This window comes from Neobacillus piezotolerans (genome assembly GCF_003362805.1).
Classification (GTDB): Bacteria; Bacillota; Bacilli; order Bacillales; family Cytobacillaceae; genus Bacillus_D; species Bacillus_D piezotolerans.
The window spans coordinates 1-13,493 of sequence record NZ_QNQT01000022.1 but is presented as its reverse complement, the minus strand read 5'-3'; the positions used below and the strand labels follow the sequence as shown (position 1 = coordinate 13,493).

The 13,493-nt window shown below is 42.1% G+C and carries 17 protein-coding genes and 1 tRNA gene; 5 read left to right on the top strand and 13 right to left on the bottom strand.

Going from position 1 to position 13,493, the window contains the following annotated elements:
* Positions 1-543: 543 nt before the first annotated feature.
* Positions 544-1,443: a DMT family transporter gene (locus tag DRW41_RS22340; RefSeq protein WP_115454220.1), complete on the bottom strand. Its 900-nt coding sequence runs from the start codon at positions 1,441-1,443 to the stop codon at positions 544-546.
* A 120-nt stretch (positions 1,444-1,563) separates the two neighbouring features.
* On the opposite strand from DRW41_RS22340, the gene DRW41_RS22335 reads away from it, so the two are divergent.
* Complete coding sequence (locus DRW41_RS22335; RefSeq protein ID WP_115454219.1) at positions 1,564-2,256, top strand: MgtC/SapB family protein; 693 nt, start codon at positions 1,564-1,566, stop codon at positions 2,254-2,256.
* A gap of 36 nt (positions 2,257-2,292) precedes the next feature.
* Here the strand turns inward: DRW41_RS22335 and DRW41_RS22330 are convergent, their stop codons facing one another.
* Entirely contained in the window at positions 2,293-2,508 is a 216-nt protein-coding gene (locus DRW41_RS22330; protein WP_115454218.1) for a hypothetical protein, read from the bottom strand.
* Between the two features lie 178 nt (positions 2,509-2,686).
* On the opposite strand from DRW41_RS22330, the gene DRW41_RS22325 reads away from it, so the two are divergent.
* Together DRW41_RS22325 and DRW41_RS22320 are read left to right on the top strand one after the other, a co-directional pair.
* Positions 2,687-2,759 (top strand) — tRNA-Ala (locus DRW41_RS22325).
* A 111-nt stretch (positions 2,760-2,870) separates the two neighbouring features.
* Positions 2,871-3,200, top strand: coding sequence for a LapA family protein (locus DRW41_RS22320; RefSeq protein WP_115454217.1), 330 nt, complete (start codon positions 2,871-2,873; stop codon positions 3,198-3,200).
* 23 nt (positions 3,201-3,223) lie between these two features.
* Here the strand turns inward: DRW41_RS22320 and DRW41_RS22315 are convergent, their stop codons facing one another.
* The 11 genes from DRW41_RS22315 to DRW41_RS22265 all read right to left on the bottom strand — a co-directional run bounded on the left by DRW41_RS22315 (position 3,224) and on the right by DRW41_RS22265 (position 12,217).
* The gene (locus tag DRW41_RS22315) at positions 3,224-4,384 is read right to left on the bottom strand and encodes an O-antigen ligase family protein (RefSeq protein ID WP_181884676.1); all 1,161 of its coding nucleotides are present in this window, start codon (positions 4,382-4,384) and stop codon (positions 3,224-3,226) included.
* Between the two features lie 260 nt (positions 4,385-4,644).
* Positions 4,645-4,986: a helix-turn-helix domain-containing protein gene (locus tag DRW41_RS22310; protein ID WP_181884675.1), complete on the bottom strand. Its 342-nt coding sequence runs from the start codon at positions 4,984-4,986 to the stop codon at positions 4,645-4,647.
* Between the two features lie 39 nt (positions 4,987-5,025).
* Positions 5,026-5,961, bottom strand: a complete 936-nt coding sequence (locus tag DRW41_RS22305; RefSeq protein WP_181884674.1) for a type II secretion system F family protein — start codon at positions 5,959-5,961, stop codon at positions 5,026-5,028.
* A gap of 5 nt (positions 5,962-5,966) precedes the next feature.
* The gene (locus DRW41_RS22300; protein ID WP_181884673.1) at positions 5,967-6,950 is read right to left on the bottom strand and encodes a type II secretion system F family protein; all 984 of its coding nucleotides are present in this window, start codon (positions 6,948-6,950) and stop codon (positions 5,967-5,969) included.
* A complete protein-coding gene (locus DRW41_RS22295) occupies positions 6,947-8,296 on the bottom strand; it encodes a TadA family conjugal transfer-associated ATPase (RefSeq protein ID WP_181884672.1) in 1,350 nt (449 codons plus the stop codon). The genes DRW41_RS22300 and DRW41_RS22295 overlap by 4 nt, the downstream gene beginning before the upstream one ends.
* Complete coding sequence (locus DRW41_RS22290; RefSeq protein ID WP_115454213.1) at positions 8,297-9,475, bottom strand: CpaE/TadZ family protein; 1,179 nt, start codon at positions 9,473-9,475, stop codon at positions 8,297-8,299.
* Positions 9,472-10,104 carry a Flp pilus assembly protein CpaB gene (gene cpaB / locus DRW41_RS22285; RefSeq protein WP_115454212.1) on the bottom strand — a complete coding sequence of 211 codons (633 nt, stop codon included), beginning with the start codon at positions 10,102-10,104 and terminating at the stop codon, positions 9,472-9,474. The genes DRW41_RS22290 and cpaB overlap by 4 nt, the downstream gene beginning before the upstream one ends.
* A 19-nt stretch (positions 10,105-10,123) precedes the next feature.
* A complete protein-coding gene (locus DRW41_RS22280) occupies positions 10,124-11,089 on the bottom strand; it encodes a TadE/TadG family type IV pilus assembly protein (protein WP_115454211.1) in 966 nt (321 codons plus the stop codon).
* Position 11,090: 1 nt separating this feature from the next.
* On the bottom strand, positions 11,091-11,471 hold the full coding sequence (locus DRW41_RS22275; protein ID WP_115454210.1) for a TadE family protein: 381 nt from the start codon (positions 11,469-11,471) through the stop codon (positions 11,091-11,093).
* Positions 11,468-11,980 carry an A24 family peptidase gene (locus tag DRW41_RS22270; protein ID WP_115454209.1) on the bottom strand — a complete coding sequence of 171 codons (513 nt, stop codon included), beginning with the start codon at positions 11,978-11,980 and terminating at the stop codon, positions 11,468-11,470. The genes DRW41_RS22275 and DRW41_RS22270 overlap by 4 nt, the downstream gene beginning before the upstream one ends.
* A 63-nt stretch (positions 11,981-12,043) precedes the next feature.
* Entirely contained in the window at positions 12,044-12,217 is a 174-nt protein-coding gene (locus tag DRW41_RS22265) for a Flp family type IVb pilin (RefSeq protein WP_115454208.1), read from the bottom strand.
* 232 nt (positions 12,218-12,449) lie between these two features.
* Between DRW41_RS22265 and DRW41_RS22260 the strand changes: the two genes are divergently transcribed.
* Positions 12,450-12,773 (top strand): DUF192 domain-containing protein, encoded by a 324-nt coding sequence (locus tag DRW41_RS22260; RefSeq protein WP_115454207.1) that lies wholly within the window; start codon positions 12,450-12,452, stop codon positions 12,771-12,773.
* A gap of 101 nt (positions 12,774-12,874) precedes the next feature.
* Entirely contained in the window at positions 12,875-13,435 is a 561-nt protein-coding gene (locus DRW41_RS22255; protein ID WP_115454206.1) for an isochorismatase family protein, read from the top strand.
* Positions 13,436-13,493: the final 58 nt, after the last annotated feature.

Genomic DNA, 13,493 nt, shown 5'->3' with positions numbered 1-13,493 from the left:
ATTATTGTTTGTTGACGCTTGTTTGTTTAGTTTTCAAGGAACAATTTTCCACAATTCCGCCGCAGCGACTTAGTTACTATATCATATCCTTTTCGACGGTGTCAACCAATATTTTAATGCCGGAAGCTTTTAAACCGTTGTTCCGAAGAGGACGATACTTAATATATCACGGGTAAAAAATTTTTGCAATATAATTTTATAATCTTTTTTACCAATATGAATTACCCTCTATTTAAACTATCTGCTCTTCCACGCTGCCACCTGATTAACCAGCATGTACTTTAACATTTTTACTGCAAAAACCTAAACAAGTTAAAAGAAGTAATGGTACGGCAAACAAATTATAAACGCCTGCCTTCAAAATTGTTTTTCTAAATGTTCCTGGGGATAAAAAAACCGTCCGCAGCTGCAGCGGACGGTTATAAACATTGATTAAGTTAAAGCAGAGCAATATTACTCCAGTACTGCTGACCTCACATTACGCAAAAGCTTTCTATTCTTACAGAGCTGCAGTTTCCCGATTAGACAGAATTCTCATCCACTCTATTTCTGGATTGCCGGCTCCCTCATTTTTATTCTGCGTTCACTAATAATAAATAAGCTGATGCCCGCGATTACGACCCCGCCGCCAATAACCTGGGACCACATAACGGATTCGCCAAGGAGGAGATAGGCAAGAATAGCCGCTCCAATCGGTTCGAACAAAATCGCCATGGAAATCGTGTTAGTGCTGATCCATTTTACAACCCAATTGAACAAACTGTGGCCGAGAAGTGTGGGGAGAAGCGCAAGCAGGATAAAATTGATCCAGTCGCTGTTCTCCTTTGGAATAAATGAATCACCTGTTCCGATTACGTATAAAAATAATGTTATCGAACTTATCAGATAAACCAGGAACGTATAGGTGATCAACGAAACCCTTTGCCTTACCGTCTGTCCGAAGAGCAGATAGGCTGTAATGAAAGCACAGGCAACAAGAGCGAGAAAATCGCCGTACAAGGCGGAGCCGCTAACCCGGAAGTCGCCCCAGCTAATAATAAAGCTTCCCGCTATAGCGATGATTCCGCTTGTAATTGCGCCAATTGTCACTTTTTCCTTAAAAAATAGATAGGTGCCCAAAAATGCGAACAGCGGCTGGAGCGTAACAAGTACAGTTGAACTTGCGACGGAAGTGTAGTTTAAAGATTCAAACCACAGGATAAAGTGAAAAGCAAGCAACACTCCGGACACAATGGTAAAGAGCCAGTCCCTTTTGGTTATCTTTTTTAGTTCGGGAGTAAATTTGGCAAGAAAAAGCGGGAGCATAAAAAGAACCGAAAAGAAAAGCCGGTAAAATGCGGTTAATCCCGCTGAAGATGCAGAAAATTTCACAAAGATGGCCGAAGCGGAAACAGTGATTACGCCGACCGCCAATGCTAAATAGGGGTTGATTGGTGGTTTCATAAGAACTCCTTTGATGCGATTGATTTATGTACAATGTAATGTATTTTACATGGATTCTTCGCATATTTCTATTATATTATTATTGGCAAGTGAATGTTTTTAAAAGGAAGGGGTGGGGATATGTCAGCTTCTGAAACAGAAATGTTTTTAAAATTAGGGATATCGGCCGTCCTGGGATTGGTTATTGGGATTGAACGGGAATTGAAACGCAAACCTGTTGGCCTAAAGACAAGCCTTGTTATCTGCATCGTCAGCTGCCTATTGACGATTGTTTCAATTGAATCGGCTTATAAAGCACATCCCGGTGCAGTGAACATTACGATGGACCCTCTCCGCCTCGCCGCCCAGATTGTTTCCGGAATCGGTTTCCTAGGAGCGGGAGTCATATTGCGGAGAGGAAATGACAGTATTTCCGGGCTGACGACGGCCGCGATGATTTGGGGTGCCGCAGGTATTGGGATTGCTGTTGGCTCCGGTTTTTATTTGGAATCGTTCGCTGGAGTCGCGCTCCTGATTTTCAGTGTCGAGTTCATACCTTTTCTTATGAAGTTGATCGGTCCGAAGCAATTAAGGGAAAAGGAAATCCTGCTGCAGCTGCATATAGCTGACCGGAGTAGGATTGACTCTGTCGTCGACTATATATATGAACAAAAATATATTCTGAGGAAAATGAGGATAAAGGACCTTAGCGATGGGAACCATCATGTGCAATTACAAATTGCCGTCAACTCGAAAGCAAAAACGACAGATGTTTATAATTTGATTTCCGAATTTGAAGGAGTCCAAAGGGTTGAGATAGAGAGTATCAACTAGGGAGAACGCACGGGCGGCCAAATTGCCGCCCGTTTTCTATTCCTTTTTCTTCTGTCTGCGCTCAGCGTAATCATCATGCCAGTATTTATGTGTGTAGTTCCGGTTCTTTATGGAAAAAACAAGGCCCACTGACATGGCAAACGCCGCAAAAATGAAGCCAACCAAATAGCCAGCGTTTTGGTAACCAAGGACAAAACAGCCGATTGTTGCCACCATAAGGATAATAAGAATGTAAAACAGGATATTTTTCAAAAGGAAGCCTCCCTTAAAGACCGTAATAAGTAGGTGCCAGGTGCAGGGTTGCTCCCACTCCCGGGGGGTACCAAAAAATTATATCACAAAAAAATAATTTTTCTCTTGCAAACTTAGCCTGTGCTGGCTATAATCTTTCTTGTAGCTGTTTTTGAACAAACGCTTCGCAACAAAATACGGGGGCTTAGCTCAGCTGGGAGAGTGCTTGCATGGCATGCAAGAGGTCAGGGGTTCGATCCCCCTAGTCTCCATACTAAAGAACCTTTGCCATTTGGGCAAAGGTTCTTTTTTCATGTTGTTTTTTCCCCTCTCCCTTTGGGTATCTTTAATGTAATGGATACGAAACATGGGAGGTTGCTGTTTTGAAAACGCAATGGAGTTTGCTGCTAGCTATTCTTTTCGCAGTGGTCATCGCCGTTTTTGCCGTCATGAATGTTGAGCCTGTAGAAGTGGATTACTTCTTTGGAACCGCACAGTGGCCGTTGATTCTTGTCATACTGGGATCAGTTCTTGCTGGAGTCGTCATTATGGGTGCAGTTGGAACACGTCGGATAATGGCTTTAAAAAGGGAACTTAAAAAAGTGCGCAAAGAGCGTGACGAACTCGAAGTCAGGAACAATCTAGCCGCGAAAGATGCGGCTGAGCCTGATGAACGGAAAAATTTATACAATAGTGCGGAGAGCACGAATTAAAACCCTTGCAGGCGCAAGGGTTTTTACATTGCTTTTATTTGTTGATTCTTAACTTGTGTTAAATTTTCTTTTTGCTCTCCTGTCAGCTTTGCAGCTTGGAGGTAATGAGTTGATAATCCAAAAGTTACCCCAAGGATGGACCAATAAATCGGCGCTACGGTTACAACGCTTATGTTAAAGAATGCCTGAACAAGGTAGCCGATGATAACACAAATCAAACCGTAAAGAATTATTTTTTGCTGTTCTGCCACCACTCTCACCGCCTTGAAGGCACGAATTAAAATTATTCCAACAAGCGCGAGGTATACAAGGAGTGCCGGTACCCCCATTGTAATAGCGATTTGCAGGTATTCATTGTGTGCTTTATCGATGATTATTTCACCTAAGACTTCCTTCGATTCCATGTCTTGGTTAGGATAAACATATTTGAACGTATCTGGGCCTGAACCAATCCAGAAATACTCTTTTACTAGGGGAAGTGATTTTTGCCATATCAAAAATCGGCCGGAACCCTCCATTCCCGTTTCCTGCTCGGTAACGATGTTATAAGGCTCTATAATTGTCGTTAATAAACGGTTTAAATACCCTCCATCCCCAGCGCTTTCCGTAATCATAAATATCAACCCAAGGCTCGCCAGTAAGGTCCCCCATCTTCCCCATAGCTCTTTCCTTTTCCTTACTACCAGGATAGTAAGTCCGACAACACCAACGAACGTTCCCAGCCAGGCGCTTCTTGTGCTGGTGAATATCATTGATAGGAAGATTAAACAAGCAGCAGCGAAGTAAAAGTTAATAAGCCTTCCTCGGTTACGGGAGAGGAATACCACACACGCCATTAGGAAAACCATAACCAAATAAGATCCGAAGAAGTTTGGATTTCCAAACAACCCTATACTGCTTGGTCCAAAATCAAATGTGCCCCTTGGAAGAGGCTCCAGTCTGAAGTGTTGTAGGATTCCATAAAGGGAAATGGGTATAGCACACAATATGAAAGCAATCACCAGCTTTGTTTGTTTTTGAAATTCTATAAGCCGATAGGAGAATAGAAACACGCTGCAATAAGCAACAATTGTTAAAAGCCCCTCATAGCGCAAAATAGAACCGAAAAAAGAGGTAAGTTTATGTTCTGATAGAAGGGCCGATATCGCCGCCAACCCGATAAAGCCAACGACCATGATTTCCATAATCGAAATTGGCTTTTTAAAGCAGCTCGACCAATAGTGTCTTTTTAAAAGCAGAAGAATCCAGGAACTTAGGACAAAAACAAATAAGTAAACCAACTTCCCCAGCGAATAGTGGGTTTCTCCACCAAAGACAAAAAATATGAAAGGAAAAAGCAAAATGAAATAGTACATGAAGAACACTTCCTTATATATGACATTTTCGTTTAATATAACGAACACCGAATTAGAAAATAAACTCGTTTTTGCAAACGAGTCTGGTTTTATTTTGCATTTTTATTACTAATAATATCGAGCAATTCCTTGACCCGGTCGTACTTTCCCATTTGCACATCTTCTTCTGAGAACTCGACCTGTAGTTTTACGATTTTCTTGCTTGGAATAGCCCCTTCATGATCCGAGTTAAATGTATCACTTCTGAATAGGACTTCCGGGTCAACATCCAGTGAAAGAGCAAGTTTTTGCATAATCTCAAGACTGGGGTTTTTTTGAATACCCCGCTCCAAAAGGCTTAAATACGACTTTGATATCCCGGTGATCTCACTAAGTTTATTCAGAGATATTCCTTTGCTGGATCGGAGTTTCCGTATTTTATTTCCTTCCATGAACATTCTCCTTATGATTGGCAGGCAACCAGGGAAGCCCTACCCTCCCAATCCATATTGTAGTAAATAAATGACCAGAGGGCCGAGCAGAACGATAAAGATCGCCGGAAAAATGAACATGACCATCGGAAACATCATTTTAATCGGAGCTTTCATTGCTTGTTCCCTGGCAAGCTGCCGCTGGTGCTCCCTAATCCTTTCCGTAAGCGCTTTTAGTACCTTTGACATACCAATTCCCAATTGGTCAGCCTGAATAAGGGATGTCATAAGGCTTTGAAAGGCGTCAAGTGAAATTCGGCTTCTTAAATTGATGAAGGCTTCCTTCCTTGATTTTCCCAGGCGCATTTCCTCCAACGCACGCATGAATTCATCTGCCAAGGGGCCTTTCATGTTTTTGCAGACCCTCATAATTGCAGCATCAAGCCCCATTCCCGCTTCGACCGACAAATTGACCATATCGAAAAAGTCAGCTAGGCTTTTCTGGATTTTTTTTAACCGGTGCTTCTTTTTCACACTCAAGTAAAATGAAGGATAATAATAGCCTAGAGCTCCAAACGATAAGGATAGGAAAAGGGCATTTAGCGTTTTTTCCGATCCTTTTCCAAAGAGCATGAAGCATGTTACAAACAAGATTGCCCCTATAAGGACTTGAAGCAGCCTGAAATCCACGGCAGACCAGCTATATGGTAGACCGGCTTCACGTAACTTCCGCTCCAATTCACTTTTTGCTTCCCTTGTCAGCCTTTTGGATAAATATTCTTTCATTTTGCCTGAAACTGCATTGACCCGTTCCGCAGCAAATGGTTTTATTTTTTTCGAGTTTTGTGATGACTCGGCATGGTGCTGGCCCTTCGGAAAATAACCCTCAACCCTCTCATTGATAATGAGTTCACTTCGGTAAAAATATTGGAGAAATGCCCGGTATGTCAATGTTAAAGACAGAAATGCAAGCACGTAAAGAGACCAATCAATCATTTGGGCTACACCTCGATCCGGACAATCTTTCGAATAAAGAACCATCCCATTGCAATCCCGATACCGCCCATTGAAAGCATCACAATACCTAATGGATGCTCCAAAAGGAGGTTAAAATATTCAGGGTTAGCAAGCTTTAAATAAAGTGCCAATCCAATTGGGAGGCCGGTAATAATCCAGGTCGAAAGCTTCCCCTGTGCTGTTAGGGTTCTGAGTTCCTCTTTTATTTGGATTCTCCCCGCCACTGTTTCACGGATCGTCTCGAGGAGGACAGCGAGGTTCCCTCCGGTTGCCCTTTGGATTAGCATCGACTTAACTGCCATTTCTAACTCTTTATCAGGGAGCCTTTCGAGCATTTTTTTAAAAGCCTCTTCAACCGGAACCCCGAAATTCAAATCCTGCAGCGTTTTTTCAAACTCGGTACCAATCGGATCTGGAAACTCTTCCGAAATCAACTTCATTGCCTGGATGAAACTGAATCCGGCCCTCATCGAATTTGCCATCGTCCCGAGCGCTTCGGCGAGCTGGAAAGAGCCTCTGTTTAACCGTTTTTCTATCTTTTTGTTAAGGTGAAAAACCGGGAACCAGAAGGAAACAATCCCAATAGGAATAATAAGTAGAAAATGAAGCTTCAATGCATATGCGGAAAATGAAAAGGCAAAGACACAAAGGAGGCGAAACAAAAAGAATTCCCCTGCGGTAAGTGATGATCTGCCCTGTGCCAATTTCATTTCCCACTTTGAAATAGACGGGAAAAATGAAGCAGACTTTTCTCCAACTCTTTTAAACAGCGAAAAATGGCTAGCCTGCTTGCCGCCCTTTTTCTTCTCCCCCTCTTTTTCCTTTTCATTTTCAATGTTGATAAGGGAGTAGTTTGTGAGGCGCTTTTTCATTCTAAGCCTCTGCCCTACAGATGAAATGAAAAGCTGAAAAATAATAGTAAATAGTACGATTGATCCAACCAGAAGCACAATTATGTTTTCCTTCACACTATCCACTCCTCCATATACCATGAGGAAGGGATTGTAAATCCAGCGATTTCGAGTCTTTCTGCACAGACAGGGCGAATACCGGTAGATTTGAATCTACCATTAATCCTTCCGTCCTCTCCTGTTGCCGTTTCCTTGAACAGGAATAGCTCCTGCATGACAATCGTATCCCCCTCCAAACCGAGGACTTCTGTAATATGGGTAATTTTCCTTGTGCCATCCTTCATTCTTGTTTGGTGAATAATTATATCAAGCGCGCTTGCAATCTGTTCCCGGATTGCCCGAATAGGCAAGTCGAATCCAGCCATCAGGACCATGGTTTCAAGTCTTGCAAGAAGATCCCTTGGGGAATTCGCATGGCCAGTTCCAAGGCTTCCCTCATGGCCGGTATTCATCGCCTGCAGCATATCCAGTGCTTCCGCGCTCCTGACTTCCCCTACAATAATCCTATCAGGCCGCATCCGCAGCGAGTTTCGGACCAAATCACGGATTGAGATGGCACCTTGCCCTTCGATATTTGGCGGCCTGGATTCGAGGGCAACAACGTGTTCCTGGGATAATTTCAGTTCAGCCGCATCCTCAATTGTTACAATTCGCTCGTTTTCAGGAATAAACGAAGACAAGACATTTAGTGTGGACGTTTTTCCGGATCCAGTCCCTCCGCTTATAAAGATATTCAAACGTGACACAACACAGGCTCTAATAAACTCAGCCATTTCCTGGCTAAGTGTTTTAAATTGGATCAGGTTGTCAATCGTGAATGGAGTTTCCGAGAACTTTCGAATCGTCAATACAGGGCCGTGAATGGCAAGTGGTGGGATAATTGCGTTAACCCTTGACCCATCAGGCAGCCGGGCATCAACCATTGGCGAGCTTTCATCAATCCTTCTTCCTAAAGGATGGACAATTTTTTCAATTATGCGAAGTACATGATCATCATCCTTAAAATGGACGCTTGTCTTCACTATTTTTCCTTTTCTCTCAACATAAATATCCCGTGGACCGTTCACCATTACCTCTGTAACGGTTGGATCGGACAACAAAGGAGTAATTGGCCCAAAGCCCATCAACTCATTTTTGGCACTTGTAAAGATTGCATGTTTGTCTTCAAAAGTCAGATGGCTGGCTTCATTTTGCAGGAATTCTTCTGATTTTTTTTCAATGATTTCTTCGTAATGAACCTCTTCTCCATCCGTAATTTTTTTGAATTCTTCGACCAGGAAATTATGTAGCTTGCTTTCAAGGCCGTCTTCAGGAATATTCCTGCTCAAATAGAAAAACGGTTCATTTCTTTGCTTGCCATCTACAAGGAGTTCTTCCTTCCCCAATCGTTTTAGAAGTGACAATTAGACCAGCCTCCCTTCGCTGGCTGCCTTTTTGAAAAAGAACCCTTTCTTTATAGCCTTTTCCTGTTTCCCTGCCAATTCCTGGGCAAAGGAATAGAGGATTTTAGAGATTTTAGCCCTGGGGTAGGAATAAACAAAAGGATTTCCTTCGTTAACAGAAGCAACGACAATTTTTTCGAAATCCGGCACCCGAGTATGGACCGGCATGCCCAGTACATTTTCCGCTGTTTCTTTATAGAGGCCTTTTCTTTTGGAATCGCGGTTCAGGATAATCTTCACTTTTTTATCCAGAGCCAAAGAATGGAGAGTATCAATGAATAGTTTGCAATTCTTCAAGGTAGGCAAATCCAAGTAGGTCACGAGGAAAATATCATCCGACTTTTCCAACGCTGTAAGAATTTTTTCTTCTATATAAGGAGCAGTATCGATCAGGACAATGTCGTAATGTAGTTTGAGGTTGCTGATTAATCTCGTGATGTGTTCCTCGAGGATGACTTCTGAAAATTCTGGCCGGATGGGAGCCGGCATGATATCAATAAAATCATTTACGGAATGTACGTATCCTTTCACCTTTTCAGGGGAACTATTGTAATCTTCTTTCACCCATTCATAAATCGTTTTTTTTGGCTTGGAGTCAAAGAACATCGCAACATCTCCGAACTGGAGGTCGAGATCGATGACAATGACTTTTTTTAATTGCTTTGCCAGGGCCGCAGCAAGATTGACTGTGAAGGTTGTCTTCCCTACCCCCCCCTTTGTACTGCACACTGTCATGACCCTCGCATTCTTAGTTGGGGCTTCCTTTTTGGGTATAGCTTTTTTTTGATTCAGTATTTCTTCAGCTTCCCTTGCTGCCGCCACTAACGATTCATTTTGAAAGGGGTACGGCAGCACATCAAATGCCCCTGCTCGAATCGCCCTCCTGATATCCACGCCATTTTCAAAATCAATTAAGATAGGAACGCTTGATAAAGTCAAAGCCGGAAAAAGAGTGAAAATATCCTGGAGATCAGCCTTAAGTTCTTGCTTTGTAACAGGAATTAAAACTATCCCCGAAAATGACTCCTCCTGGAGCTCCTTATAGGACTTATACCATATCAGCTTCTCTCCAACTTCACTAGCACAGCTTTCCAGTTTTTCATAAACTTCAATTTGATTTGTGACCACGCTCCAAGTCATTTTAAAAACACCCCTTCATGGAGCTCATCTTCGTGTACATGGGTATGAACAGGATCCAGCTTTGTATCCCCGTCTTTTCTTAACATTAAATACAACTCATATTTCGTAGAAAACCCTAAAGTTAATCCTTCACGAGGATTGACTTCAAGCGTCACCATTTGATATCGTTTCATCGCTTCTGCATCGTCAGCGGCATGCCCCACCGCCAAAACTCTCGCATTTTGAATGATAAGTGTTCCGGCATCATGTTGGCCTTCCTTAGCATCCTTCGGGACAGTTAATTTCGCCACCACGTCCACATGGGAATCCGGCTTTATGAAACCAGCAATCCCTTGCACATCAGATACCTGTATTGTCATGGCCCGCTTCCCGTCACTTATTGGTAAAAGCACGTTTCCTTTTGGCCCATCTTCTTCTGAGCCTTTTCCTTTCGTATTACTCTCATTTGAAACTGCCGTTTGGGCAGGCTCGGGTTTTTCTTTATTCTCAGCGCTGGCGGTTTTTGCATTGGAGCTTGGTGGTGTCGCTGCCTGCAAACTGGGCTCCCTTGAATTTATAATTAAAAATAAAATAATTGTGGCACTAAGCCCGAAAATCAATGACCAGATCCATAGTTTTTTAGATTGCATTTCTCGGCCCTCCGCCTATCTAATGAACAAGTTTTACGCCCTCTACTCCATAATTAACTCCTTTACCAATTTCACCAAAAGTTATTAGCTTTATAAATTTTGCCGTTACTTCATGCTTTTTTACATCATCAATCCAAACTGATGCAAATCCATCTAGCTCGACATATGTTTTCCCGTTAACATCAGCGTAAGATTTTATTATGGGAACCAAAACCACTCTTGCACAGGTATCATCGGCAGTTAAGTATTTATTGCAGTCATTCCTTTTCTTATCCAAGTTAATTCGGTATTCAAAGCCTTCCTTAACGTTTCCCCAGTTTAATCCCGTATTTGTTAGGACATATTTGGTTTCAAGATCCATTGGTATACCTTCTTTGATTGACTCCAATAACTGTTTTCCTCCTGGTTTGTCTATTTGCAGAAACCCAAAGTTTCCTCCAATAGAGGAGTTTTCCTCATCATCGTCTTTTCCATTGCCGCTATTGCCCGGTTTAAAATTAATCGAAAACGAAGGAGGTTCCTTTCCACTTTCGGGTGGCGTTGTTGGATATTCAGCTTTCGGAATACCTATAGGAACAATTCCTTCTCTGCTAATAATTTTTCCGGATATTTGTGCTTTTGCGGATGCCGCAACATCAGAACTATTTACTCCAATAAATTTGGCAAAAGTAAGACCTTTGGAAACCGACTTTGTTGCCTGGATGTAATTTGGTCCTGTTTTAAAATCAGACAATACTAAAACAACATTATTCTTCGCGGCAATATCGATAGCTGTTTGTTTAGCAACACTCTCTCCTTTTAACAAGTCTTGAGCTCCAGCAAGTACCGCGGCATCAAGTGCTTTTTGCAATCGGCTTTTTTCCAAGTAAAGCCTCCCACCGTCTATTACCATGGCACTAAATCCAAAAAGCACCACCATAAAAAAAGCAACCATAATCATTCCATTGCCTTCTTGACTGCATAAAATTTTTTTCATAGACTTCATATTATTCCACCCTCATCACTGTAGTGTCGGAAAGCTTTAGTGATTTAGCCAGCGGATTGACAAAGGGAGTGATAAAGTCTATATCATAAGTTAAAGCTATTTCTACCTCTATTCCACTTGGCCTGTTAGCCTTGCCTTCAGGTTTAATATCAATATTTAATTTAGAGGTATCGGTTCCCGCCATGGCAGCTATAATAGCTTTTTCTATATCGTCGTCTTCAGATGAAATACTGGCAACCCTGGCGCCCTCACGTCCAGCATGGTCCATAGATAAATAAACATGAAATATTCTTCCGAAATCAACGATTCCAAATAAGATAATCATGAGTAAAGGAATAATCAGGGCAGTCTCCACCATCGATTGCCCTTTTTCCGATTTCATATCGTTCCCTCCATAAAAAGCATTGCTATCGTCCCAAGCGCGATTGATACCCCGTAAGGAAAGGAAGGGGCAAGATCGCTTTTGCTTACCTGAATAGAATCTTTACTTTTACTAAAAGTAAGGAAAAAGACAGAATTAATAATTCTTACTAAGAAGCCTTTTAATTCATTCCTGTGTATCAAAATAAACAAAGCAATTAATCCTCCAACAATCGCAGCATACAGGAAGGCGTAAATTACAAAAAAGGCACCCTTCATTGCCCCAATCGCTGCCAAAAGCTTAACATCGCCAGCTCCTATACCTCCCATGGCAAACGGTATAAATAAAACACCAAATCCAACAAGGAAGCCCTTACCGCTGAAAAGTATTCCATCAAGACCATTCGTGCTGAAATAATATATAAAGCCGATCAATATTGCCGGCAAGGTTACGATATTTAGTATTTTCCTTGATTTAATATCCGTTATTGTACAGATAAGCAGCACTGCAATGAGCAGGATGTTTTCCAAAGATAGCCCCCCATTCTTTAAAAAACCCTGCTTCTCATGCTCGAAAAGCAGGGTTTTACAAATTTAGATTCCAGCAGAAGCAAGCTTGGCGGCTATTCTATTAAAAAGTCCAGAAATCTGGCTTCCCATGGCACCAATTGCTGCAATACAAATCACTGCTACCAACCCAATAATTAACCCATACTCCGTTAACGCCTGACCCTCTTCTTCTTTCACTAACCTTGTTACAAGATTCATTTTCCCGCCTCCATTTGTTTTTTTGGTTCTATATGTAGAACACAATTGGATTATATAACGTATAAAAAAACTTGAAAAGGTTGAAAAACGTTCGTTTTAAAGAGTTTTCCCGATGTTTTATTCCATTTGCTTCAATTTTCTCATAATTTCTAAGTTTTTTTGTTCTTTTAAAAGAACTTTTGTTTTAATATAATGAACTTACAATCTATATATATTCAAAAGGAGCCAATTAATGAAAAATACTGTTACAATGCCGTTTGTGATACAGACTGCGGACACGTTCTATAAACGGTTTAAAGGGTTAATGTTCAGGAACGAGCCAATTCGTGAGGAAGGGCTGTGGATTGTACCTTGCAATTCGGTCCATATGTTCTTTATGTCGTTTCCAATCGATATTGTTCTTCTTAACGAACAAAAAGAAGTCATTCGTCTGATTCACTCCTTAAAACCGTGGCGGGCGACGAAGCCGGATAAAAATGCCTTTTCTGTCCTGGAACTACCCGTTGGCACGATTGGGGATTTGTGCATTCGGATTGGGGATACGCTTGAATTTTGACGGGGAAAAATGTTTACAATCCTGCACGAAAGGAAACAAACTATTGTCGAGTTTTATCCGGCAATAGTTTGTTTTTTATAAAAATGAGGGGGGATGGTAGAATGGGAAATACGGCCCTGTTAGTTATCGACGCGCAGGTCGGCATTATCGAAGGGCCGAAGTTCGGGCCGGTTTTCGATAAGGAAAGGCTCCTCGATACAATGAAAAATGTGGTCGGAAAAGCACGTTCCGAGGGTGTCCCAATCATTTTTATGATGGATACGGAAATCGCCTCGCCGATATCGATTGAATCCCAAGTCCATCCCCATATATCTCCCACAAGGGATGATATTACGATTACGAAAAAAGCGGTCGACGCGTTTCAGTTCACGACGCTACATGATTACCTGCAAACGCTCGATATCAAGCATCTGGTGGTCATGGGCTGCAAAACCGAATATGGCGTGGATACGACTTGCAGGCGGGCGACAACGCTCGGATACGACGTGACGCTTGTCGCGGACGGCCATTCGACCACGGCGAACAATGTGCTCGGTGCGGAGGAGATTATCGCCCACCACAATTGCACACTTCACGGGCTGGACAATATCGAAAATTTCATCCTCGTCCGCGATTCCGATGAGAATATTTTTACCCACCGCCACTCAGATTTTAAAAAGTAAAGGGTTCCTGCCGTTGAACTATAACCCGAATAATGGACACTTTTAAAAAAGGTCCATT

Bases quoted from the DNA above. Each gene is read 5' to 3' on its own strand.
- DRW41_RS22340 (WP_115454220.1), bottom strand. From the start codon at position 1,443: ATGAAACCACCAATCAACCCCTATTTAGCATTGGCGGTCGGCGTAATC.
- DRW41_RS22335 (WP_115454219.1), top strand. From the start codon at position 1,564: ATGTCAGCTTCTGAAACAGAAATGTTTTTAAAATTAGGGATATCGGCC.
- DRW41_RS22315 (WP_181884676.1), bottom strand. From the start codon at position 4,384: ATGGAAATCATGGTCGTTGGCTTTATCGGGTTGGCGGCGATATCGGCC.
- DRW41_RS22310 (WP_181884675.1), bottom strand. From the start codon at position 4,986: ATGGAAGGAAATAAAATACGGAAACTCCGATCCAGCAAAGGAATATCT.
- DRW41_RS22305 (WP_181884674.1), bottom strand. From the start codon at position 5,961: ATGATTGATTGGTCTCTTTACGTGCTTGCATTTCTGTCTTTAACATTG.
- DRW41_RS22290 (WP_115454213.1), bottom strand. From the start codon at position 9,475: ATGACTTGGAGCGTGGTCACAAATCAAATTGAAGTTTATGAAAAACTG.
- cpaB (WP_115454212.1), bottom strand. From the start codon at position 10,104: ATGCAATCTAAAAAACTATGGATCTGGTCATTGATTTTCGGGCTTAGT.
- DRW41_RS22280 (WP_115454211.1), bottom strand. From the start codon at position 11,089: ATGAAGTCTATGAAAAAAATTTTATGCAGTCAAGAAGGCAATGGAATG.
- DRW41_RS22275 (WP_115454210.1), bottom strand. From the start codon at position 11,471: ATGAAATCGGAAAAAGGGCAATCGATGGTGGAGACTGCCCTGATTATT.
- DRW41_RS22265 (WP_115454208.1), bottom strand. From the start codon at position 12,217: ATGAATCTTGTAACAAGGTTAGTGAAAGAAGAAGAGGGTCAGGCGTTA.
- DRW41_RS22260 (WP_115454207.1), top strand. From the start codon at position 12,450: ATGAAAAATACTGTTACAATGCCGTTTGTGATACAGACTGCGGACACG.
- DRW41_RS22255 (WP_115454206.1), top strand. From the start codon at position 12,875: ATGGGAAATACGGCCCTGTTAGTTATCGACGCGCAGGTCGGCATTATC.